This window comes from Amycolatopsis minnesotensis, assembly GCF_039529815.1.
Lineage (GTDB): Bacteria > Actinomycetota > Actinomycetes > Mycobacteriales > Pseudonocardiaceae > Amycolatopsis > Amycolatopsis minnesotensis.
The window spans coordinates 62,726-84,935 of sequence record NZ_BAAANN010000008.1; the positions used below are offsets into that span (position 1 = coordinate 62,726).

The window sequence follows — 22,210 nt, forward strand, 5'->3', positions numbered from 1 at the left end:
CACGACATTCGAGGACAACCGAGAGCGAAGGATCGAAGCGTGCGGAATGCGGGCAAGAGGCTGTTCACCAGTGAGTCGGTGACCGAGGGGCACCCGGACAAGATGTGCGACGCGATCAGCGACAGCGTGCTCGACGCGATGCTCGCGCTCGATCCGCGCAGCAGGGTCGCGGTGGAGTCGATGATCACGACCGGGCAGGTGCACGTCGCGGGGGAGGTGACCACCGAGGCGTACGTCGACGTGCCTTCTCTGGTGCGCGAGAAGATCCTGGACATCGGATACGACAGTTCCGCCAAGGGTTTCGACGGAGCCTCGTGCGGGGTGAACGTCGCGATCGGGTCGCAGTCGCCGGACATCGCGCAGGGCGTCGACACGGCGTACGAATCGCGGCTGGAAAGCGCGCTGGACGAGATCGACCGCCAGGGCGCGGGCGACCAGGGCCTGATGTTCGGCTACGCGTGCTCGGACACCCCGGAGCTGATGCCGCTGCCGATCGCGCTCGCGCACCGGCTTTCCCGGCGGCTGACCGAAACGCGCCGGAGCGGGGCGATCCCGTACCTGCGGCCCGACGGCAAGACGCAGGTGACCATCGAATACGCGGGTGATCGCCCGGTGCGCCTCGACACCGTGGTGATTTCCAGCCAGCACGCCGAGGGCATCGACCTGGACCGCATGCTCGCGGTGGACGTGGGCGAGCAGGTGATCGCGCCGGAGATCGAGTCGCTCGGGCTCGACCCCGGCGAGCCGGTCGTGCTGGTGAACCCGACCGGGCGGTTCGTGGTCGGCGGCCCGATGGGCGACGCGGGGCTGACCGGGCGCAAGATCATCGTGGACACCTACGGCGGGATGGCGCGCCACGGCGGTGGCGCGTTCTCCGGCAAGGACCCGTCCAAAGTGGACAGGTCGGCCGCGTACGCGATGCGGTGGGTGGCGAAGAACGTGGTCGCGGCCGGGCTGGCCGAGCGGGCGGAGATCCAGGTCGCCTACGCGATCGGCAAGGCGGCCCCGGTCGGCCTCTTCGTCGAGACGTTCGGCACCGAGAAGGCGGCGCCGGAGAAGATCCAGGCCGCCATCGCCGCCGTGTTCGACCTGCGGCCGGCCGCGATCATCCGCGACCTCGACCTGCTGCGCCCCATCTACGCGCCCACCGCGGCCTACGGGCACTTCGGCAGGGAGGACCTCGACCTGCCGTGGGAGCGCACCGACCGCGCCGCCGACCTCAAGGACGCCGCGAAGGCGTAGTGGTGCGGGGCGGTGCCGGGTGGCGGAAGCGTGGAGCCGCCGGGGCCCTGAAGAACGCCTTCGCGGCGTCAGGTTCCCCTTCAGGGCAGGCGCGGCGGACCTCGCCTTGACCTCCCCGAGAGCAGTTTCGGGGCGGCTGGGCGCGTGTCGGTCAGGCGATGAAGCCGGCGGACTTCAGCCAGTCGCGGGCGACCGCGTTGGGCTTCTGGCCGTCGACGCTCACCTTCTTATTCAGCTCGGTGAGCGTGCCGGTGTCGAGCTTGGCCGCGATGCCGTCGAAGACCTGCTGAAGCTGCGGGTACTTCTGCGCGATCGGCGTCGCGACGCTGATCGCGGGGTTGTAGATCGGGAAGAACTTCTTGTCGTCTTCCAGCAGGCCGAGCTGCTGCGCGACCACCCGGCCGTCGGTCGCGGCGACGGAGCCGAACTTGCAGGTGTCGCCCTTGCCGACGCTCGGGTACACCACGGCGTCGTTGAGCAGGTGCTCCTGGCCGGGCGGCAGGGCGAACCCGTACGCCTTCGCCAAACCGGGGAAGCCGTCGTCGCGGCTCTTGAACTCCGAGCCGATGCACGTCGAGGCCGCGGCGGGGTTGGTCTTGATCAGGTTCGCGTAGTCCGACAGCGTCTTCACACCGGTTTGCTGCTGCGCCGCCTTGTTGACCGCGATCGCGTAGGTGTCGTTGGCGGGTGAGCGCGACCACCAGGTGATGTTGTTCGCCGCGTCGGCCTTCTTCACCTCGTCGAACTGGGCCTGTGGTTCGGGGATTCCCTTGGTCTGCTTGAGGAAGCTGACCCATGCGGTGCCGGTGTACTCCCAGTACAGGTCCACCGCGCCGCTGGTCAGCGCCTGGCGGACGTTGCTGGAGCCGGTGATGTTCGTCTTGTCCTCGGGGTCGGCGCCCGCCGCCTGCAGCGCGACCAGTGCGATCTGGCCGAGCAGGAGCTGTTCGTCGAACTCCTTGGAGCTGACCCTGATCTTCGCCCCGCTCAGCGCGTCGATCTTCTTGATCGAGCCGTCGCCGACCTTCGCCTGGTCGTCGTTCTTGCTGATCGTGCAGCCCGCGGCCAGCGCGGTGACCGCGGCGACGGCGAGCAGGGCTGCCAGTGGGCGTCGGATGCGCATGGCGGAACTTCCTTCGGATCGAAAGGGACGGGGTCACAGGCCGCGGGGTTTCAGCACCTCCTCGGCGAGGAGCCCCAGCCAGTCGGCGAACAAGGCGAGCGCGGCGACGATGATGCCGAACGACAGGCTCAGCATCGGCCGGTAGAGCCCGATGCCCGCGACGAGCCCGCCGCCGAGCCCGCCGCCGTCGATGAACGTGGCCAGCGTCGCGCTCGCGACGGTCAGCACGAGCGCGGTCCGGATGCCCGCCAGGATCACCGGGACCGCGAGCGGCAGTTCGATGCGGCGCAGCACCGCGAGCCGGGACAGGCCCATCCCGCGTGCCGCGTCGATCACGCCGGTGTCGACGCCTTCGAGGCCGACGATCGTGTTGCGCAGCACCGGAAGCGTCGCGTACACGACGAGCGCGATCACGGCCGTGGTGGTGCCGGTGCCGACCCACAGCGCGAGCAGCACGACGAGCCCGATCGACGGGATCGCCTGGCCGAGGTTGCCGAGCGCGAGCCCGACCGGCCGGATCCAGCGCGCGCCGGGCCTGGTCAGCAGTATCCCGAGCGGCACCGCGATGACGACGGTGAACAGCGTCGAAATGAGCGTCAGCACGACGTGGTCGGCGAGTTCGGCGGCGATCTCGCCGCCGTTGAGGTAGCGGCCTTCGATCGAGTCGATCGGCTGCGCGTGGACGACGAGGTAGAGGGCGAGCATCGCGACGGCGAGGAGCACCGGCCGCACGATCAGCCCGCGCCAGTTCCGCCGTCGCCGCGCGGCGGCGGGCACCGCGGCGTCGTCGGGGTCGGGCGTCGGCGGGCGGTCCGCGGCGAGCCGGCTCGGCGGCAGCGCGGACACGATCCGGTCGAGGTCGCAGGTGCCGAGGACGGCGCCGTCCCGGGTGACCCGCACGGTGCCTTCGCCGGTGCGGAGCATGGTGTCGAGGGTGTCGTGCAGTGTCGTGCCCGCGGCGACCTCGGGTAGCGCGCCGTCGACGTCCGCGCCGAGGTCGATCTCGTCGAGCTGGATCAGCGCGAGCCGTTTGAGCTGGGCCCCGGACCCGATGAAGCTGGCGACGTAGTCGTCGGCCGGTGCGGTGAGGATCGCCGACGGGGTGTCGTACTGGGCGAGCACCGACCGCGGCCGCAGGACCGCGATCCGATCGCCCATCTTGAGTGCTTCGTCGAAGTCGTGGGTGACGAACACGACCGTCTTGCCGACCTCGCGCTGCAGCCGGAGGAACTCGTCCTGCAGGCGCGCGCGAGTGATCGGGTCGGTCGACCCGAACGGCTCGTCCATCAGCATGACCGGCGGGTCCGCCGCCATCGCCCTGGCGACGCCGACCCGCTGCTGCTGGCCGCCGGAGAGCTGCCCAGGGTAGCGGCGGGCGTGCTCGGTGGACAGTCCCACCACCGCGAGCAGTTCGCCGACCCTCGCCGCGATCCGGTCGCGCGTCCAGCCGAGCACCTTCGGCACCACGCCGATGTTCGCGGCCACGCGGAGATGGGGGAAGAGCCCGGTCTGCTGGATGACGTAGCCGGTGTTGCGGCGGTGCTCGTCGGCGTCGAGCGCCCGCACGTCCGTGCCGCCGACGGTGATGCCGCCGGAGGACGGCTCGATCATCCGGTTGATCATCTTCATCGTGGTGGTCTTGCCGCAGCCGGACGGCCCGACGAGCACCACGATCTCGCCCGCGGGGATCCGCATGGTCACGTTGTCGACCGCGGGATTCGCCGAACCGGGGTAGAGCTTGCTGACGCCGGTGAGTTCGATCGTCTCGCCGCCGCGGCCCGCTGCTTCGCCCGGCTTCCCGGCGAGGACGGCGGGCGCGCGCCGGAGCGTGGTCAGCTTGCCGAGCACCACGTAGGCCAGGTCGAACAGCAGCGCCAGCACGACGATGCCGAGCGTCCCGGTGAGCACCTGGTTCAGCGAGTTGACCGAACCGAAGCGCCCGAGCCCGTCGAAGATCTCGTTGCCGAGGCCGGGCCCCTTGACGTAGGCGCCGATCGCCGCGATCCCGATGGTGATCTGGGTGGACACGCGGATCCCGGACAGGATCACCGGCCACGCCAGCGGCATGCGCACGCGCCACAGCAGCCGCACCCTGCCCAGTCCCATGCCGCGGCCCGCTTCGATGATCGCCCTGTCCACCCCGCGCAGGCCGACGATGGTGTTGCGGGTGATCGGCAGCAGCGCGTAGAGCGACAGCGCGATCAGCACGTTGGTCAGGCCGAGCCCGAACGGGCCGATCAGGATGCCGAGCAGTGCGATCGAGGGGATGGTCAGGAACGCGGCGGTGGTGGTCGTGGCGAGGGAGGCGAGCGCGGGCCGCTGGTAGGTGAGGACGCCGACGGTCACGCCGACCAGCACCGCGATGGCCATCGCGGCCAGGGTCAGGTCGACGTGCAGGATCGCGTCGTTGACGACGTCGACCCAGTTCTGCGCGAGGTAGTCGAACAGGTCCAGCGGTCTGCTCCCTCCGGCCGGTCCGCCCCCAGCGAGCCCCGGCCGCGACCAGCTAACCAGGTTCGGCCGCGTCAGGGAAACCGCGCGGCCGCCTTGGCGCGTCGAAGGGTGAGGTCAGCGGGCGAACCGCACGCCGGTGATAATGACGGGCGTGAGCAGGGTGCAGCTGGTGGAGGAGTACGGGCCCGCGTGGTCGTCCGGGCCGTATGAACGGGGAACCGACGGGCCGAGGGTGATCGTCGTCGGGGTGGACGGGTCGCCGACCGCGTTGCGGGCGGGCTCGTACGCGGCGGGGCTGGCGCGGCGCCAGGGCTCCCGGCTGGTGGTCGTGTACGTCGCGGCGCCGTCGATGTGGACCGGGCTGGCCGCGGCGGGCGGTGCCGACGTCGAACAGCAGACCTTCGAGGAGATCATCGAGCAGTTGCGCGAGGAACTGCGCCCGCGCGCCGAGGAGCTCGGCGTGTCCATGACCTTCATGGTGCTGCGCGGCGAGGTGTTCCCCGAACTGCGCGACGCGGCCACCGAAGCGAACGCCGACATGGTGGTCATCGGCGCTTCCGAGCAGGCCGGCCACCGGCTCGTCGGCTCGGTGGCCAGCCGCATGGTGCGCGCCGCGACCTGGCCGGTCGTCGTGGTGCCCTGACCGTCCTCATCGGATGGACCTGCTTGGACGGACACCCTGGGCTTGCGGTCAGGGCAGCGGTTCGGCGGGGCAGTGCAGGCCGGGCGGTGGCGTGGTGCCGCGGGTGAAGTAGGCCGTGACCACGTCGCGCATGCACTGCCCGCGCACGGCGGCACCGTGGCCCATCCCGTCGTAGGTGACGAGGGTGGATCCGGTGATCTGGGCCGCGACGCGCGCGGCTCCGTCGTGCGGGGTCGAGTCGTCGTAGCGGGAGTTGGTCACCAGTACCGGCGGTGCGCCGGTCACCTCGAGCCGGTGCGGCGGGTTGGCCGTGGCGAACGGCGGGTTGGCGCAGAGCTGGGGGACACCGTGCCAGCCGGTCTTCACCTCCGGTGCGGCGGCCGCCTTCCTCGCGGCGATGTCGCGGAGCGCGGCGTACGAGCCGATCGAACTTCGGTGATCGGCGCAGTAGAGGTAGATCGGCAGCGCGTCCGCCGACGGCGGATCGGCGCGTTCCGGTGACGAAGCCGCCGGAACCGTGACGAGCCGCGCGATCCGGTCCGCGGTCTCGGCCACGCCCGCGTTCCCGAGCGGTTCGAGGATGCGGCGGGCCAGGCCGCCCCGGTCGAGCAGGTGGCCCTGGTCGTCGGGATCGGCCAGTTTTCCTTGGTCCGCCTTGGCATACAGCGCGGCGACGAACGCGCGCACGGGCTTGCCGTGCAGCGGGCAGGCGGTGCTCCGGTCGCACCAGCGGACGAAGTAGGAGAACGAATCCTCGGCCGCGGCGGCGCCGGTGACCTCGGTCCGCACGGTGTCCGCGCTGTGGTCGACCACGGCGTCGAGCACCATGGCCCGGATGCGGTCCCCGAAGAGTTCCGCGTACATCTCGCCGACGACCGTGCCGTACGACAGCGCGTAGACGTTCAGCTTTTCCTCGCCAAGGAACGCGCGAAGGGCGTCGAGATCCCGCGCCTGCGTCCGGCTGTCGAGGTGGTCGACAACCGGTCCGGTCCGTTCGCGGCAGCTCGAACCCAGCGCGGCCTGTGCGTCGAGCAGCCGCGTGAACTCGGCCTGATCGCGCGGGGCGGAGTCACCGAGCGCCCCGGCGAGGTTCGCGTCGCACCGGACCGGGCTGCTTCTCCGCACACCGCGCGGATCGAAGCTGACCACATCGAATTTCGCGGCCTGCTCCGGCGGGAACATCAGGCCGAAGAGCTGGTCGTTCGTCATGGCGTCGACACCGGAACTGCCGGGCCCGGCCGGTGCGTACACGAGCGAGCCGGCGCGTGCCGCGGGATCGGTCGCGCGGTGCCTCGCCACCGCGATGCCGATCGACGGCCCGGCAGGATCCGCCCAGTCGACCGGTACCCGCATCGTGGCGCACTCGCTGTTGGGGTTCTCCTGGCACGGACGCCATGCGGTGGTGGCAGTGGCGGGCACGACGGCGCAGCTCGACGCGAGCGCTCCCGCCACGGCGAGCGCGCGAAACCGTGTCTTCACGATGATCCCTTCCTCGGTGATGTCACCGAGGGTGCCGGGACTTCGACGCCGCGGCCTCCGCTTCGAGGCCGGACCACCTCGTCCCCGAGGCCGGGATCATCCCCGGTCGCGAGTAACTGCTCGACAAGCAGAGCGAGCCGTGCCACCTGCGCCTCGCGGGGGAGCCGTCCACCTCTGGTGAGCGGCGCTCGCTTGCGGCGCCACCGCGCTGGTCGTGCTCGTCGGCGCGCTCCTGCTCGCCACCGGCTGATGACGTGCTTCTAGTTCGGGCGCTGTTCGTGCAGGCCGAGCATGTCCAGCAGGTCCGCGCATTCGGCACGGTCCTGGGCGTGGGCGGCCACCGTCAGCGCCGCCTTGCGCAGCTCGTCGGCCGCTTCGGGGTTTTCGGTGAGATCGGGCGCGGGGTGCAGCTGGTCGGTGGTGATGGTTCTCATCGGCGTGCCTCCTCGGGTAGTCACCTCTCTCGGGGGACTACCCGATCCACGGGAAATGACGCGTCACCGCAGAAGCACGGGTAGCGCGGTGAGCCGCGCGCCTTGGATACCGCCGAGATCCCGCTGGCGCAGCGCGCTTTTCGGCACCGCGAGCGCGGCGTGCGGAAACGTGGTCCGGAGCACTTCGGCGGCGACGCGGAGTTCGAGCCTCGCGAGATGCGCGCCGACGCAGTAGTGCGGGCCCGCGCCGAAGGTCAGGTCCGGGTGGGCGATGTCGGCGTTGATGCCCCGGATGTCGACGAGTACGGGGGAGCGGGCCGGTAGCCGGACGCCCGCGATCTCGACCTCGGTCGCGGTGAACCGCCACAGCGTGAACGGTGCGGGCGGGTGCCGTCGCAGGGTCTCGTCCACCAGCGAGCCGAGTGCTTCGGCCGGGACGTCGGCGTCGAGCGTGCGCGCGAGCACGAAGCCGATCGCGGCGTCCGTGGTGAGCTGCCCGGCGAAGATGAGGGTGAACACGAGGTAGTGCAGCTGGTCCTCGGTGAGATCCGCCGGAACCCGGTCGCGCAGTTCCGCGGCGAGACCGTCGCGGCCTTCGGCGAGCCCGGCCGCGGCGATGGCCGAAAAGGTGGCCATGGCACGGGGACCGTTCCCGCTGAGCATGTCCCGGCAGGCGCCGATCGCGTCGTCGACGCGATCGAGCGGGATGCCGAGCAGGTCGAGCAGGACGGTCAACGGGTACCGCGTCGCGAAATCGGCCATCAGGTCGACCGGTTCCCCCGATGCGGCCAGCGCGGTGAGCAGTTCGGTGGCGATCGCGGTGATCCGCCCGGTGCGTTCCCGCGTGCGCTTCGCGGTGAACAGCGGGGAATGCGCGCGGCGCAGCCGAAGGTGCTCGTCGCCGTCGAGGGTGGTGAGCGACAGTTGTTGCGCGGCGGTCGGTTCGAGCTCCGCGTGCGCCCAGCACGGTGGCGCACCGGCGGTGTCCTTGATGATCCGGGGATCGTTGAGGACCTCGCGCGCGAGGGTGGCGTCGGTGACGATCCACGCCGGACCGCCCGCCGGTGCCTCGGTGCGGACGATCGGACCGGCGGCGCGGAGTGCCGATCGCGTGCGGTCGGGATCGTCGACGGCGCGGGTGACCGGTTCGAACGGCGTGCTGTCGAGGTGGGCCACGAGTCCTCCAAGAATAGCTTCACCATGAAGTGATTTCATGAGGAAGGTAATCTGGTCCCGGGTAAGTTGTCAACGCGACCACAGGGAGAACAGCGATGGAACGGACCGAGGGCGGCGAGACGGCCGTGCACCGCGAGCGGCTCCTCGACGGGCTCAGGGCGTTCGGTGCGAGCTACACCGAACTCACCCGGCGCTTCGCGGGTTTCCTCGGCCTGCACGCGACCGACGCCGCCGCGCTCGCGGAGATCCTTTACGCCGAGGACAAGGGCGTCCCGCTGTCGCCGGCGCGGCTCGCCGAGCGCGTGTCGCTGACCTCCGGAGCGACCACCAACCTGCTCAACCGCCTCGAACGGGCCGGGCACGTGGTCCGGGTTCGCGATCAGGCCGACCGGCGCGTGGTGACCCTGCGCGCCAGCCCGGAGATCCAAGGTCCCGCGCAGGAGTTCTTCGGGGGGCTCCTCGTGGACCCCATCGACGCGCTGGTTTCCCAGTACTCGCCGGAGACGCTGGCGGAGTTCGAAGGGTTCCTCGCGCGGTTGCGCGGCACCATGAGCGCCGTGCTGGCCGAGGACACCACCGCCGGCTGAGCGGGCCTGCTTTCGTTCGGCAGGGCGAAAACGACGGGTCCGGTGCCGGGAAGCTGAATTCGGCCGTCGATTCTCGGCGGCCCTGATTCGTGCTACTTTCGTATTGTTTGAAAGTGGATTTCGCGGACCGGATTGGTGCGTGGTCACTACTGCCGTGCTCAACGGAGTAGCGAATGTTGCGCTGTTCGGCTTCTTGTTCGGTGTCGGCCGGTCACGTTTGGATGAGCTGCACTGTTCCCGTGTTCTGTTCTTTCCTGCATCAGGATGAAGGGCGATGAAGTGGGCAGATTTTCGAAGAGAAAGCTGAGCGTGGTCGCCGTCGCCGCGCTCGCGGTGACGATGGCCGTGCCGGTCGGTTCCGCCGTCGCGGCACCGGCCGTCCCGGTCCCCGCGGCCTCCGGGGCCTCCGCCTCCGGTGAGGGGGCCGGCCTGCCGGACGACCGCCCGTCCCCCGAAGCGAAGGCCCAGCGCCAGCGCGCCGCGGACACGCTGGAACGGGAAATCCTCTCCGGCGGCCGCCAGAGCCGCGCGAACGGCGATCCGGGGACCGTGGACTCGCTGAAGATCAGCGGGACGCACAAGGTGTTCGTGCTCGCGGTGGAGTTCGGGGACCAGACGGCGCCCGAGATCGGCGGACCGGTGGGCCCGGTGCACAACAACATCCCGAAGCCGGACCCGAAGAAGGACAACGGCACCTACTGGGTGCCCGACTTCAACCAGGCGCACTACCAGAAAGTGCTGTTCGGTGACCAGCAGCCGTCGTTCAAGGACTTCTACCGGCAGCAGTCGCAGGGCCGGTTCGGGGTCGACGGCGAGGTGACCAACTGGGTCAAACTGCCCTACAGCGAAGCCTATTACACGGCGCAGGACACGATGGACAAGCTCATTTCGGATGGTTTCGCGGGATGGGTCGCCCAGCGCAAGGCGGGCGGCGCGACCGACGCCGACATCAACAAGGAGCTTGCCCAGTACGACAAGTGGAACCGCGCCAAGCACCTCGACCAGCCGGACGGTCAGCTCGACCACCTGATGGTCCTGCACGCGGGCGTCGGCGCCGAGACCTTCGGGAGCCATCTCGACCCGCGGGTCAAGGAGGTCATCTGGTCGCACTCCAGCGCGACGGACAAGCCGGTCGCGATCGGCGCCAGCGGGGTGGCGGCGAGCGACTACACGATCGAACCGGAGAACGCCGGTGTCGGCGTGCTCGCCCACGAGTTCGGCCACGACCTCGGTCTGCCCGACTTCTACGACTACAGCGGCAACGGCTGCGCCGAGGACCCGCTGGCCTGCCAGGACAACGCCACCGGGTTCTGGTCGGTGATGAGCGGCGGTTCGTGGCTGTCCAACTCCGACACCGTCCGCGGCACCGCACCCGGCGGCTTCGGCCCGTGGGAAAAGCTGATGCTGGGCTGGCTGGACTACACGGCGGTGCGCTACGGCCAGGAAGCGGACGTGAGCATCGACGCACCGAACGCGAAGCAGGGCGCGAACCCGCAGGCGCTGGTGGTGATCCTGCCGCCGGGGCAGGACGGCAAGGGGCGCTACTACCTGGTGGAGAACCGCCGCAGCATCGGCTACGACGTGGACCTTCAGCACGCGTACTTCAATTCCTACGGCGCGACGAAGTTCCAGCGCTTCGCCTACCAGCCGGGCATGCTGGTGTGGTACTGGAACCGCGCGATGACCGACAACAACGTCTCCGAGCACAAGGGGGCGGGGCAGGTGCTGCCCGTGGACGCGCGCGTCAGCCCGATCATCTCCGACGACGGCAGGGCCATCCGGCCCCGTGTGCAGATGTACGACGCGGCGTTCAGCCTGAATGCCACCAAACCGCTGAACCTGACCTGGGACAACACCACGCCCGACGGGGTGAAGTACACCGCGAAGGTGGCGCAGCCCGCGCAACCGGCGCAGCCGACCTTCGACGACCGGAACTCCTGGTACGACCCGCGTGCCTGGCGCAGCTCCGTGGACGTCCCGAAGACCGGCACGCTGATCAGCCTGTTCGGTGAACAGCGCGGTGGGCGGACCGTGGACGTCCGGGTGTCCTTCCCCGGCGCACGAGCGCACTGACACAAGCACGAGCGGGGGCGGGCGGTTCGCATCGGCGGGCCGCCCGCCCTTTTTGCTGCCGTCCACATGCGACGGTGCCGCCGCCCTGATCAGCGGAGAACCCCGTGTGACCTGGCGGCTGCCCGATGGGGCGCCCCGCGGTGTTCGAAAGGCTGAACGGCGGCTGCCCGATTCGGAGCAGCGAATGCGCAGGCTTGGGGGAAGCCGCGGGTGGTGCACGGGGAGGTCGGCGTGGGTGACTTACGGGTTCGTCTGCTCGGTGGTTTTCAGCTGACCTCGGACGCGGGACCGGGGGAGCGGCCGATCCGCCGCAAGGCGCAGGAACTGCTCGCGCTGGTACTGCTGGCGCCGCAGCGAAACGTGCTGCGGGAAACGGCGGCCGAAGCGCTGTGGCCGTCGGCGGAGACCGAGGCCTCCAAGAAGTCCATGCGCCAGGTGCTCTGGCAGCTGCACCAGGCCACCGATCCCGGCGGGGCGCGGCTGGTGCTCACCGAGGGCGAGGTCATCCGGATCAACCCGGATCGCCGCGTCTGGCTCGACGTGGACGTGTTCGTGACGGCGTCGAGGTCGGCCACCGGACTCGACGAACTCGCGCACGCCACCGATCTGTACCGGGGCCCGCTGATGGACGGGTACTACGACGACTGGTTCCTGATCGAGCGCGCCAGGCTCGCGGACCTGCACCTCGCGCTGCTGGACAAGCTCAGCGTCGAGCACGAGCGCCGAGGTGGGCTCGACGCGGCGATCGGCTGGGCCCAGCGGCTGCTCGAGGTGGAGCCCGCGCACGAACGCACCCATCGACGGCTGATGAACCTCTACTACCGCACCGATGACCGCACCCGCGCGCTTCGCCAGTTCCGGCGTTGCCAGCAGGTGCTCATGCACGAGCTGGGCATCCGGCCCTCGGCGCGCACCGGGCGGCTGGCGGCGGAGATCGGCGCGGACGCGGGCAGCGAGCCGGAACCCGCCGCGCTGGACGGGGTCAGGGCGGAACTGGCCGTGCTGCGCGCCACCGTCGACGACCTTCGCGAACGTCTGGGGAAGGCGGAGACGGACGGAAGACGTTCCGGAGACCGCGCCCGCGTATCCATGTCCTCATCGTGAATGCGAGCAAGGGGAGCAACGGTGACACGAGCGACTCGGTGCCGGCGCATTCCTTCGTCGTCCGCGCACTGCGCGAACCGGAGGCCGCGCCGGGCCGGCACGGGTTCGCCACCGACGTCGAGACCGGTGAGCGCGGACTCTCGCGCCGTCCGTTCGAACTGGTCCGCTTCATCGAGGACCAGGTCGCCGTGGCGGGGGCGGGCATGACCGGTCCGGCACTGACCGACGTGGTCACCGAGATGCTCGCGGTGCTCGGCGCCAGGCTGCCCAGCCCGTCGCCCGCGGTGCCCGCGCCGAACGTCACGCTCGAACGCGTCGCCGAAAAGCTGGTCGGCCTCGGCAACCACAGCGGTACCGAAACCACCGGCACCCTCGGCACCCGCACGGTGCGCGGCGGCAGGCTGGACGCCAGGGTGCGGTTCCAGATCTGGGGCGCGACGGCGTCCACTGTGGACACCGCGGTGCTCGCACTGCACTCGGACCTGCTCGACGACCGCGATGTGCTGCGCGGAATCGGTTTCCTCAAGCTACGGGCGACGGGCACCACCCTCGCCGAGCACATCGAGCCGGTCGGAAGCTGGCGCAAGACCACCAGTTTCGACGTGCTCTACGAGTATTCCTATGTGGACAGCGGCGACGCGGACAGCCTGATCACCCGCATCCAGCTCACCACCGATCCCGAGCGCGCCGGTGGGCCAGGCCGCGAACGCGAGACCGAAACCGACTCGATCATCCGCTGGGACAGCGAAACCGCGCCACCGCTGGTGATCACCGGCCCGATGCGGGTCCACCGGATCACCGCGCTGGCCTTCGGCCCCGGCATCGGCGGCCAGGTGCGGCTGCTGGCGTTGCGCGGCACGGACGGCAACGGCGGCCCGATCCTGCACCTGCCGGACCTGGCCACCTTCCTCGCGGCGACCGGTGGTGACCACCCGCCGGAGTCCAATGCGGACGTGACGCTGGCGCCGGGCGACCTGTTCGCCCAGCTCGGTGCCGCCGGTCCCGGCCTGGAACTCGGCGACTGGGACACCGACGGCGCAGTGGACGGCTACGCCGGTTTCGACCGCTCGTTCGACGCGCCGATCGTGCTGCCCACCTGGTCGGACCGGCTCATCTGCAGTTACCTGCCGCCGGGTGGCGGCACCGGACTCGACCAGACCGCCGTGGTCTACCTGAGGGTCAATTCGCCATGACGGAGGACCGCGGCAGAACAGATCCGTCGGAGAAGAGGGAGACATGACCGAAGCAGTCTTGCCCGGCGTACTCGTCGAAGTGCGGCCGGAAGCGCTGATCGTGCCCGGTGCGATCACCGTGGGAAACGTCGGGGTGGTCGGCACCGCGGCCAAGGGACCGGTCAACGTGCCCCAGCTGCTCGGCAGCTACGCCGCCGCGGTGGCCGCCTTCGGCCCCTACGACCGGTGGGACGACGGCAGTTCCGACGAGCTGACCCTGGTTCGCGCGATCGAACAGGCCTACAAGTTCGGTGCCACCACGGTCTGGGCCGTCCGGGTCGCCAGCAGCGCGGCCGCGACCGCGAGCAGGATCCTCAACACCGGAGCGGACCCCTGCGTCACGCTCACGGCCGCCTCGCCCGGTAGCTGGGGAAACGACATTTCGGTGGAGGTGAAGGCCGGTGCGGCCGCCGCCTTCGTCACCGGCGAAGAAGTGACCGGCCCGAACTACAAGCTGGCGAAGTCCCCGATAGTGCCGTCCGCGTCGAACCGCATCGCGGTCCGGCCGGCCGGTGGCGGTTCGGACCGGGTGCCGGTGATCTCCTACGATTCGCCTGCTTCGCCCACCGGGGTGCGGGTCGACACCGACGGAACGATCACCTTCGGCACGAAGCCCGGTACCGGCGACAAGGTCATCGCGAGCTACACGGCCGACAAGAGCCAGGCCGCGACCCTCGTGGTGAAGGCCGGGACTTCCGCGGTCGAGACGTACCACGTGGTGAGCGGCGACGACCTGGTCGCGGATGTCAACGCGTCGTCGACGCTGGTGGAAGCCAGTGCGGGGGCGAAGTCCGCCAGCCTGCCCGAAAAGGTCACTCCCACTCCGTTGGCAGGCGGGGTGAACGGACAGGCGGTGACCGACTACTCGGACGGCCTCGCCGCACTGCTCACCGTGGACGCGCACCTCATCGTCGCGGCGGGGCAAAGCCATGCGGCGGCGGCCAGCGCACTGGCGGCCCACTGCGACCAAGCGTCCGCCGACGAGATCAAGCGGGACCGGATCGCGATCGTGGGCACCGCGTTCAGCGGCGATTCCGTGCCGCGAACCCAGTCGGCGTATGTGGCGAAAGCCAGCGGGCACTCGGTGAACAGCGACCGGGTGGTGCTGGTGACTCCCGGGATCCGCGCGGTGGACCGCGGCCAGGACCCGGTCGCCGAGGTGACCCTTCCCGGTTCGTACGCCGCCGCCGCGATCGCGGGCATGCTCGCCGCGCAGCCGCCGCACATCAGCCTGACCAACAAGGTGCTCCAGGCCGGTGGCCTCGAATACGACTTCACCCCGGCCGAGCTGAAGCAGCTCGTGCTGAGCAGGGCGCTCACCCTGGAGAAGCGGCAGGGCTTCCGGATCGTCCGCGGCATCACCACCTCGACGAACACCGCGTGGACCCAGATCACCACCCGGCGCATCGTCGACTACGCCAAGCTCGGCGTGCGCAGCGCGGCGACCCCGTACATCGGGCTGCTCAACAACGAGCGGGTGCGCGGTGCCTTGAAGGCCACCATCAACGGTTTCCTCGCCGGCATGGTCGAAGACGAGATGCTGGTGAGCTACGAACTCGACGTGCACGCCTCGCGCGAAGACGAGATCCGCGGCCGCGTACTGGCCGACATGGTCATCCGGCCCACCTTCAGCATCGACTTCATCAAGGTCACGATGTTCCTCGAGTAAGGATTCCCATGGCACTGTCAGAAGTTTTCACGGGTGCCAACGGCACCCTGACCCTCGCGAGCGAGGACACCCCGGAGGGCGCCGACGCGAAGGCCGTGATGGACGCGTTCGCGGTGCAGACGGTCGGCAGGCTGACCGACGTGACGCTGCGCGTGAACACGGCGTTGAAGGAGTTCCACGAAGTAGGCAGGCGCCACCCGGTTTCGCTGAGCCCCGGCAACATCTTCATCGCGGGCAGCGTCGGCCGCGCCTTCGTCAACGGCGCGCTGATGTCGTTGCTGCTCGGCCGCGGCTCGACGTCGGCGTCCGTTCCCGAGCCCTATGCGCAGCCGACTTTCAGCATGTCGCTCCAGCTCGCGAATCCGGCGAAGGCGGATGCCGTGGTGAGCCTGGTGGTGGGCGGAGTGAAGTTCGAGAACTGGCAGTTCGCGATGCCAGAGGACGAGTTCGTGATGGAAAGCCTGTGCTTCCGCGCGCTCACCATCGGCGTCGGCGATGCCGAAACACAGGTCACCTTCCCTGACGCGTAAGGACGGAAATGCCACTCACCGCCGAAGACCTGCTGGCAGGCAGCGGGCTCACCCACGAGGTGGTGCTGCCACCGGAGCTGCTGGAGGGAACCGTGCCCGGCGGCGCGGTCACCCTCCGGCCGCTGACCGTACGAGACGTGCAGCGCATCGCCCGTGCCGCTCGCGACGACCGGGAACTGGCCGCCGCGCTGATGATCCAGCAGGCGTTCGTCGAACCCGCGCTGACCGCGGACCAGGCGGGCAGGCTGCCCGCCGGGCTCGCCCGGTTCCTGGTGGACCGGATCAACGAGCTCAGCGGTGTCGACACCCCGCGCGACCGGCTCGCCGAGCTGGTGCAGGCACCACTGGCGAAGGCGTGTTTCGTGCTGGCCGACGAATTCGGCTGGACCGCGGAAGACGTCAGCGGCATGACGATCGGCCAGATCCTGATGTACCTGGAGATGGCCGGACGGGCGGTCGAGGTCGCATGAGCGTTTCCCCTTCGCCGAGCTGTTCCGACGCACTGGCGGGCGCGGGCGCCCCCACCGCTTTCCGCGAGGCGCTTCGTGCGCGCACGGCGGAAACGGATGCGGTCGACGCCGGGCTGCGGAGGGTGTGCGCACCCGACTCGGGGCCGCCGGAGCTGTTGTCCGGCCCGCTGCTCGGCCGCGCGCTGGCCGAGCTGACCGGCCGCGGTCCGGACGAGTCCGAAATGGACCCGCGGGGCATTCGGCCTTCGGAGCCCGCCGCACGCCCGGTACTTCCCGAGCCGCTCGGGAAACCGGCGAGGCCGCCACGACCGGTGGCCGCACGGAGCGGCTGTCGTCCGCGGGCCGAGCACGCACCGGCATTGCCCGTGAAGCCGATCGCGGTGGTAGTGCCCGACGCGGCGCCGGAGCGCACGGACCCGTGCAAGGTCAGCGCCGAACGGCTGCGCGGCCTGGCCGGGCCGCCACCCGCTCCGGCCTGCCCCCGGATCCGGCGGACCGCTCCGACGGCGGGCCCAGCCGTGGTCCGGCGCACTGAACCGCCGGTTTCGTCCACAGCGGACGCGGCGAGCGAGCTTCCATCGTCGCTGGCTCGCGGTGCCGCCAAGCGGGTGCGCGCCGACTGCGGACCCGCGCTGATCGCGACCTTCGGCGGGGCCCTGCGGCCTGGTCCGATCGCACCTGCCGCACTGCTCGAACGCCTCGCGCCGGACCGGTCCGGCCATCCGCGCCGTGCACCGGTCGACCGGAAGGAGGAGTCTCGCCGACCGGTCGCGCGGCCGACGGGTGCCGGTCCCGTCGCACCGCAGGCACCTGCGGCGGAACCCGTCCCGGACCGGCCGCACCCAGTCGCGCCGCCGAGCGCCGAACTGGAGACTCGCACGCCTGAAGAGTCCGAAGTGGACAAAGTGCCGACCCGGCTCAGCGCCCAGTTCGCCGAGCTTCCGGAGATTCCCCGGCGCGAGCGGGTTTCCGCGCCGGGGCGGTCGAACCCGAACGACGTGGCGAAACCGTCGCCACCGCCGGAAAACACCGTCTCCGAGGCCGATCTCGAACTGATGATGCGCCGGATACTGGACAACGCCGCGCGCAGGCACGGGATCGAGGTGTGAGCGATGCGCCCCATGCTGGCCGGATACGAGCTGCCGCAGGTGCAGGAGCTGCGCACGGCCGACCTGCGCGCGCTCGCCGAGCACAAGCCGCCCGGCAAGGACGGCAGCCTGCTGCAGAACCTCGGCAGGGCGCCGACCGCGGTCACGCTGTGGGGCATGGCGAGCGACCGTCAGGCACTGGACCTGCTGGCACAACTGAAGAAGGACCTGCGGACCGGCACCGCGCTGCCGTTCACCGCGGACATCACCACGGATACCGAGGTCGAACAGGTGGTGCTCGACGACCTGCAGATCCGGCAGCTCGCAGGCCGCCCCGACCGGTACGCCTACGCGCTCACCCTGCGCGAGTACATCGAACCGGTGGAACCGGCGTCGACGGCTGGGCTCGACATCGGCCTGCTCGACGACGCGACCGGGCTGATGGACGAGATTCTCGATGGCCTGGAACTGATCCAGGGGCTTTCCACCGGGCTGGAGCGGTTCGTCGGCCCGTTGACCGACCTGCTGGACCGGGTCACGGCGGCGGGCAAGAGCTGACCGGCTGCCTCAAGGAGGAAATCGCATGGCCGAGGAAAACCTGTTCGAGGAGCTGAAGTCGGTACTCACCGATTTCAAGGGCTTCCTGGACGACAACATCAACGACATCGACAAGGTGTTCGACACGGTGGCCGCGCTCGTGCCGCAGCTCAAGGACCTGGTCGGCCTGCTGATCGACCTGATCGCGAAGCTGAAGGCCGCGATCGAGAAGCTCAGCGGTGAACTCGGGGACATGACCAAGATCCTCGAAATGACCAAGAAGCTCCCGGCTTTCCTGGAGATCGCCAAGAAGGTGCTGCCGGGCGAGGCGGTCGTCGACGACGTCGCGGGTGCCGTCGATGTGGTCACGTCCCTGCCCGGCGTCGACGCGATCAAGGCGGAGATCTTCGCTCTGCTGGACAAGATCACGATCCACCTCACCACGGTGAAGGCGTAGGGACCGTCGATGGTGCGTCCGATGCTGGGAGACCTCGAGCTGGACCAGGTCCAGCTGGTGGAGACCGACGAGGACCAGGTGTTCACCCGGCACCCGGTCCCCGGGCTCGAGGGCGACTTCCTGCAGGACCTCGGCAGGCGCGGGGCCCGCCTGCGCCTGGCCGGGGTGCTCACCCGGCCGGAGACCTCGGAGAACCTCGCCGCGCTGCGCGCGAAGTTCCACGCCGGGGAGCCGGTGGCCTTCGTTTCCGACATCTCCACCGCGACGCTGGTCGACCGGGTGCTGATCGAGGAGATGGACGTCCGCGAACTGGCGGGCCGTCCCAGCATGTTCGAGTACGCCTTCGGGCTGCGGGAGTTCACCGAGGCGGAGCCGATCGACACCGACGGGGTGGACGTCCCGCCGCCACCGCCGCCCGAGGTGGAGACCGGGAAGCTCGTGGTCACCGTGGTGGTCGAGGGCGAGCCGGACTTCGACATGAACCGGGTGGGGGTGACCGTGCGCGGCACCGAAACGGAGTCGGGCGCGGCCTTGGCGCGGGTGCTGACCAACCGCACCCAGGACAACGTGTGGTTCGAGGATCCGTTCCCGGCGGGGGAGTACACCGCCGAGGCACTGGTGGACGACAACCTCAACCCGGGCGGCGTGCCCGAGGCGCTGACCGGCTCCGCCGCCGTGACGGTCCAAGATGGACAAACCGCGTCGGTGACCGTCGTGCTGCGCCGCGGTGCGAAGACGGCGACGTTCTTCGTGATCGGATTCCGGTTCGACAAGGCGTTCGTCGAACCGTGCATGCGGCACGTGCTGCGGCAGGTGGCGCGGTTCGCCGAGGCGCACCGCGACCAGCGGCTGCTCGTCGTCGGGCACACCGACCTGGTCGGCGACGACGCGTACAACCAGGCGCTGTCCGAGCGGCGGGGCAGGGCGACCTACGCGATGCTGACCTTCGGCCACGACCCGCGGGCCTCGATCGCCGAGTGGAACGAGCTGCGCCGGGCGAGACCCGCCGGCCAGACCACCACCGTCCGGGACACCTGGGGCATCCGCGAGTACCAGCACATGCTGGGCGATCTCGACTACTTCCACGGCGACGTCGGCGGCGACCCCGTGCGCACCGACGAGGCGGTGCGCCGGTTCCAGCGCGACAACGGGCTCACCGACGACGGCGTGGTCGGCGACGACACCTGGCCGGCGCTGATCGAGGCCTACCTCTCCCGCGAGCCGATCGACATCCCGGCCGCGCAGCTCATGCCGAACGCGAACACCGCCGGTTGCGACCACGGCCCGCTGCGCTGGCTCGGCTGCGGCGAGCAGGACCCGGTGGTCAACACGCAGGACGCCAAGCGGCAGAACCGGCGAACCGAGCTGATGTTCGTCCGCGAGTCCGAAATGCCATGCCAGGTACCGAAACCGGCGACCCTGGACCTGGTGCCCGACGGCGCGGGCGGGGGTGGCTGGTGCCTCGACGACGGCACCGCCCGCACGGTCGACTGCTTCGTGGTGCCGCACGGCGGAGGCGCACCGACCGGACCGCCGGACCCGCACCGCCCGTGGTTCCGCGTGCCGGCCGAGCCGGGCACCGTCCCGGTCGAAGGCACCATCACCTTCGCGGACGGTTCGCCGTACACGGGCCAGCACGTGCTGACCGCTTCGGACGGGGAGTACCTGGACGGCGAGGTCGAGAAGACCCGTCCACCGGCCATCGCGGGAACGCCCAAGCCCGGCCGGGTCGCCGCGGACGGGAGCTTCCGCTACGGGCACAAGCTGCCCGGCATCTACCAGATCGAGCTGGACGAGGGGTTCGTGCCGCGTGTGGAAGGCCAGGCGCTCGGCCACGTGACCGGCAACCGCACCTGCTTCCGGCTCGGCATTCCCCCGGCCCCGGTCGTCGCCGTGAGTGCCGCGGTCGCGGGTGTCCAGCCCGCGCTCACCGCGCCGGACGTGGTGGTGGTCCGCAAGCAGCACACGAGCCCGGCACGCCGTCCGGTGGTGCTGCGGGCCACCGGCGCCGGCCCCTTCACCGGCCGGTTCACCCGATCGGATCTGCGGGTGAGCTTCTTCGACGCCGTGACGGGCGGCAACGAAATCACGTTCAACGGCATAGACAACGTCTTCACCGACGCGCAACTGCTGGCCGGGCACACGCTGTTCGCCGACGGCAGGTCGGCCAGCGCGGCCGTCGGCGACGTGACGCTGACACTGCAGATGACCGTAGGCGCCACGCCGGGCCTGTCGGTGACGAGGCGGATGACCTCGGTCGAGCTGACCGTCGACATCGGCCTCAGCCGCCTGGCTCCGGGAGCCGAGCCACCGGTGCTGCCCGCGGCGAGCAAGGAGGCACCCGGGCGAGCGGTTCAACTGGCCGATCCGCTTTTCCGGCACGAGCGGGCAATGCTGATCGTGCGGCGAGTGGCGCCGGCCGGGTTCACCGGCTCGGTGTCCCTGGCCGCGCTGTCCGGCCGGTTGGCGGTGTGGCGGCAGGAAGTTCCCGTCGCGGGGCAGGTCCCGCTGGCACTGCCGCACGTGGTGGCGGCGGCGGCCATTCCGGCCGCGGGACTCCGGCTGTTCGTGGACGGCACCGCGGTCAGCGCGGCCGCCGCGGACACCGGCCTGCAACTCGGCTTGGCCGGTGCGGAGGCCGACGGTGACCACCTGCGCAACACCGTGGTCGGAGTGGATGTCAGCAGGGAAGGCACCGCCGCGGCACCACCGCTGACAGCGGCGAGGTTCGGGGTCTGGGACCGGGCCTACGACGCGGCAGGCAATCTCCTCAACGGCGAGGCCGAAGCGGCCAACTTCGCCGGCCTCGACACCCGGCGGTTCCACTTCAGGGTCGCTGATGCCGCGCGGGCCGCCGAGGTGCGGGTCGAATGGCGCACGCTGAAGGCGAACCGGACCGACGACGACGCGCCACCGTCCCGGCAGCTCAGCCTGCCCGAAACAGCGCCGGGCGCGCACCGGTTCATCAGCCGCGGTGTGCTGCTGGTCTCGGACAACGTGGATCGTGACCAGCCGGTCCACAGTGGACTCGCGGCGCCGCACCCCGATTCCGGTGTCCGTGCCAGGGGCACGAGCAATCATCGGCTGCGCCGGGCGCTGGTCGACGGTTCGGTGCGGGCCGAATATCTCGCGCAGCCCGGCGTACGGCTGCCCGTCGAACTGCCGGTTTTCCAGCGCACGCCGGTCGACGAGCGGAGGCGGCTGCCGGTCCGGGTGATCCGTTACACCAGTGCCGACCCCGCTTTCCTCCCCGCGACCGCCGCCTATCGCGCCGCGCAGTTCGAGCACGCCTTCGACCGGTGGCGCCAGGTCGGCTTGCAGATCGATCCGGCGGCCGCCGTGGACCGGCCCATTCCAGCGGCGGCGCTGATCGGCTCCCGCTACCCTGGTGCGGCGAACAATCCGCAAGAGCAGGCGGTGCTCGCCGACCTGATCCCGGTCACCCCGGACAACACCTTGACCGTGGTGTTCGTGGACCTGTCCGGTGCCAACGCCTACGCGACCGTGTCGAACCGCCTGCCCGTGCCGGTCCCCGGCGGCGGCACGGTGAACCTGGGCGAGCGCTTCTTCATCTTCGTCGGCACCCGGATTCTCGATGTCGACGACGAAACACTGGCCCACGAGTTGCATCATGTGCTGTTCAACCGGTTCGACACCGCGGTCGACCGGCAGTTCTTCACCTTCAACACGGCCGCGCCTACCGGTGACCCCCGCAATGCCGGTATCGCGTTGCCGGACACGCGGGTGTACCGGCGGGTGCAGAACCTGAACGCGCCCGATCCCGACGTCGATGCCGCCAACGCCAACATCCTCAACTGGGTGCGTCGCCGGCGTACCACTCGCCAACCAGCGCTGGGCGGTACCGCTGCCGCTGACACGGCCACCGGCAACACCCTCGTGGTGCCCTTCTGA

General features: G+C 70.4%; 18 protein-coding genes. 13 read left to right on the forward strand and 5 right to left on the reverse strand.

Going from position 1 to position 22,210, the window contains the following annotated elements; all coding sequences use genetic code 11:
- Positions 1 to 39: 39 nt before the first annotated feature.
- Entirely contained in the window at positions 40 to 1,242 is a 1,203-nt protein-coding gene (gene metK, locus ABD256_RS11985) for a methionine adenosyltransferase (protein ID WP_344416815.1), read from the forward strand.
- Between the two features lie 151 nt (positions 1,243 to 1,393).
- Here the strand turns inward: metK and ABD256_RS11990 are convergent, their stop codons facing one another.
- Both ABD256_RS11990 and ABD256_RS44380 read right to left on the reverse strand, forming a co-directional pair.
- Positions 1,394 to 2,365, reverse strand: coding sequence for a glycine betaine ABC transporter substrate-binding protein (locus ABD256_RS11990; RefSeq protein WP_344416818.1), 972 nt, complete (start codon positions 2,363 to 2,365; stop codon positions 1,394 to 1,396).
- A gap of 33 nt (positions 2,366 to 2,398) precedes the next feature.
- A complete protein-coding gene (locus tag ABD256_RS44380; protein WP_425546437.1) occupies positions 2,399 to 4,735 on the reverse strand; it encodes an ABC transporter permease subunit in 2,337 nt (778 codons plus the stop codon).
- 235 nt (positions 4,736 to 4,970) lie between these two features.
- Here ABD256_RS44380 and ABD256_RS12010 point away from each other — a divergent pair, with 235 nt between their 5' ends.
- Positions 4,971 to 5,462: a universal stress protein gene (locus tag ABD256_RS12010; RefSeq protein ID WP_344416820.1), complete on the forward strand. Its 492-nt coding sequence runs from the start codon at positions 4,971 to 4,973 to the stop codon at positions 5,460 to 5,462.
- A 48-nt stretch (positions 5,463 to 5,510) separates the two neighbouring features.
- Here ABD256_RS12010 and ABD256_RS12015 read toward each other — a convergent pair whose 3' ends face one another.
- The 3 genes from ABD256_RS12015 to ABD256_RS12025 form a co-directional block, all read right to left on the reverse strand.
- A complete protein-coding gene (locus ABD256_RS12015; protein ID WP_344416822.1) occupies positions 5,511 to 6,941 on the reverse strand; it encodes an alpha/beta hydrolase in 1,431 nt (476 codons plus the stop codon).
- Positions 6,942 to 7,201: 260 nt separating this feature from the next.
- On the reverse strand, positions 7,202 to 7,375 hold the full coding sequence (locus ABD256_RS12020; RefSeq protein ID WP_344416824.1) for a hypothetical protein: 174 nt from the start codon (positions 7,373 to 7,375) through the stop codon (positions 7,202 to 7,204).
- Between the two features lie 63 nt (positions 7,376 to 7,438).
- On the reverse strand, positions 7,439 to 8,551 hold the full coding sequence (locus ABD256_RS12025; protein WP_344416826.1) for a cytochrome P450 family protein: 1,113 nt from the start codon (positions 8,549 to 8,551) through the stop codon (positions 7,439 to 7,441).
- Between the two features lie 95 nt (positions 8,552 to 8,646).
- On the opposite strand from ABD256_RS12025, the gene ABD256_RS12030 reads away from it, so the two are divergent.
- The 11 genes from ABD256_RS12030 (at position 8,647) to ABD256_RS12080 (ending at position 22,210) form a co-directional block, all read left to right on the forward strand.
- Positions 8,647 to 9,138: a MarR family winged helix-turn-helix transcriptional regulator gene (locus tag ABD256_RS12030; protein WP_344416828.1), complete on the forward strand. Its 492-nt coding sequence runs from the start codon at positions 8,647 to 8,649 to the stop codon at positions 9,136 to 9,138.
- Between the two features lie 279 nt (positions 9,139 to 9,417).
- Entirely contained in the window at positions 9,418 to 11,211 is a 1,794-nt protein-coding gene (locus tag ABD256_RS12035) for a M6 family metalloprotease domain-containing protein (RefSeq protein ID WP_344416830.1), read from the forward strand.
- 231 nt (positions 11,212 to 11,442) lie between these two features.
- Positions 11,443 to 12,315 carry an AfsR/SARP family transcriptional regulator gene (locus ABD256_RS12040; RefSeq protein WP_344416832.1) on the forward strand — a complete coding sequence of 291 codons (873 nt, stop codon included), beginning with the start codon at positions 11,443 to 11,445 and terminating at the stop codon, positions 12,313 to 12,315.
- Positions 12,312 to 13,508, forward strand: a complete 1,197-nt coding sequence (locus ABD256_RS12045) for a hypothetical protein (protein WP_344416834.1) — start codon at positions 12,312 to 12,314, stop codon at positions 13,506 to 13,508. Before ABD256_RS12040 ends, ABD256_RS12045 begins: the two co-directional genes overlap by 4 nt.
- Before the next feature lie 43 nt (positions 13,509 to 13,551).
- Positions 13,552 to 15,216 carry a phage tail sheath C-terminal domain-containing protein gene (locus tag ABD256_RS12050; protein ID WP_344416836.1) on the forward strand — a complete coding sequence of 555 codons (1,665 nt, stop codon included), beginning with the start codon at positions 13,552 to 13,554 and terminating at the stop codon, positions 15,214 to 15,216.
- Positions 15,217 to 15,224: 8 nt separating this feature from the next.
- The gene (locus tag ABD256_RS12055; RefSeq protein ID WP_344416838.1) at positions 15,225 to 15,746 is read left to right on the forward strand and encodes a hypothetical protein; all 522 of its coding nucleotides are present in this window, start codon (positions 15,225 to 15,227) and stop codon (positions 15,744 to 15,746) included.
- A gap of 8 nt (positions 15,747 to 15,754) precedes the next feature.
- The gene (locus ABD256_RS12060; RefSeq protein WP_344416840.1) at positions 15,755 to 16,216 is read left to right on the forward strand and encodes a hypothetical protein; all 462 of its coding nucleotides are present in this window, start codon (positions 15,755 to 15,757) and stop codon (positions 16,214 to 16,216) included.
- Positions 16,213 to 17,325, forward strand: coding sequence for a hypothetical protein (locus ABD256_RS12065; protein WP_344416842.1), 1,113 nt, complete (start codon positions 16,213 to 16,215; stop codon positions 17,323 to 17,325). The genes ABD256_RS12060 and ABD256_RS12065 overlap by 4 nt, the downstream gene beginning before the upstream one ends.
- 3 nt (positions 17,326 to 17,328) lie before the next feature.
- Positions 17,329 to 17,862, forward strand: coding sequence for a hypothetical protein (locus tag ABD256_RS12070; protein ID WP_344416844.1), 534 nt, complete (start codon positions 17,329 to 17,331; stop codon positions 17,860 to 17,862).
- A 25-nt stretch (positions 17,863 to 17,887) separates the two neighbouring features.
- Complete coding sequence (locus tag ABD256_RS12075) at positions 17,888 to 18,298, forward strand: hypothetical protein (protein ID WP_344416846.1); 411 nt, start codon at positions 17,888 to 17,890, stop codon at positions 18,296 to 18,298.
- Positions 18,299 to 18,319: 21 nt separating this feature from the next.
- Positions 18,320 to 22,210, forward strand: coding sequence for a peptidoglycan-binding protein (locus tag ABD256_RS12080; protein ID WP_344416848.1), 3,891 nt, complete (start codon positions 18,320 to 18,322; stop codon positions 22,208 to 22,210).

Coding starts and splice junctions, on each gene's coding strand:
- ABD256_RS12030 (WP_344416828.1), top strand. CDS start 8,647: ATGGAACGGACCGAGGGCGGCGAGACGGCCGTGCACCGCGAGCGGCTC.
- ABD256_RS12070 (WP_344416844.1), top strand. CDS start 17,329: ATGCGCCCCATGCTGGCCGGATACGAGCTGCCGCAGGTGCAGGAGCTG.
- ABD256_RS12080 (WP_344416848.1), top strand. CDS start 18,320: ATGCTGGGAGACCTCGAGCTGGACCAGGTCCAGCTGGTGGAGACCGAC.
- ABD256_RS11990 (WP_344416818.1), bottom strand. CDS start 2,365: ATGCGCATCCGACGCCCACTGGCAGCCCTGCTCGCCGTCGCCGCGGTC.
- ABD256_RS12020 (WP_344416824.1), bottom strand. CDS start 7,375: ATGAGAACCATCACCACCGACCAGCTGCACCCCGCGCCCGATCTCACC.
- ABD256_RS12065 (WP_344416842.1), top strand. CDS start 16,213: ATGAGCGTTTCCCCTTCGCCGAGCTGTTCCGACGCACTGGCGGGCGCG.
- ABD256_RS12075 (WP_344416846.1), top strand. CDS start 17,888: ATGGCCGAGGAAAACCTGTTCGAGGAGCTGAAGTCGGTACTCACCGAT.
- ABD256_RS44380 (WP_425546437.1), bottom strand. CDS start 4,735: ATGGCCATCGCGGTGCTGGTCGGCGTGACCGTCGGCGTCCTCACCTAC.
- ABD256_RS12050 (WP_344416836.1), top strand. CDS start 13,552: ATGACCGAAGCAGTCTTGCCCGGCGTACTCGTCGAAGTGCGGCCGGAA.
- ABD256_RS12060 (WP_344416840.1), top strand. CDS start 15,755: ATGCCACTCACCGCCGAAGACCTGCTGGCAGGCAGCGGGCTCACCCAC.
- ABD256_RS12055 (WP_344416838.1), top strand. CDS start 15,225: ATGGCACTGTCAGAAGTTTTCACGGGTGCCAACGGCACCCTGACCCTC.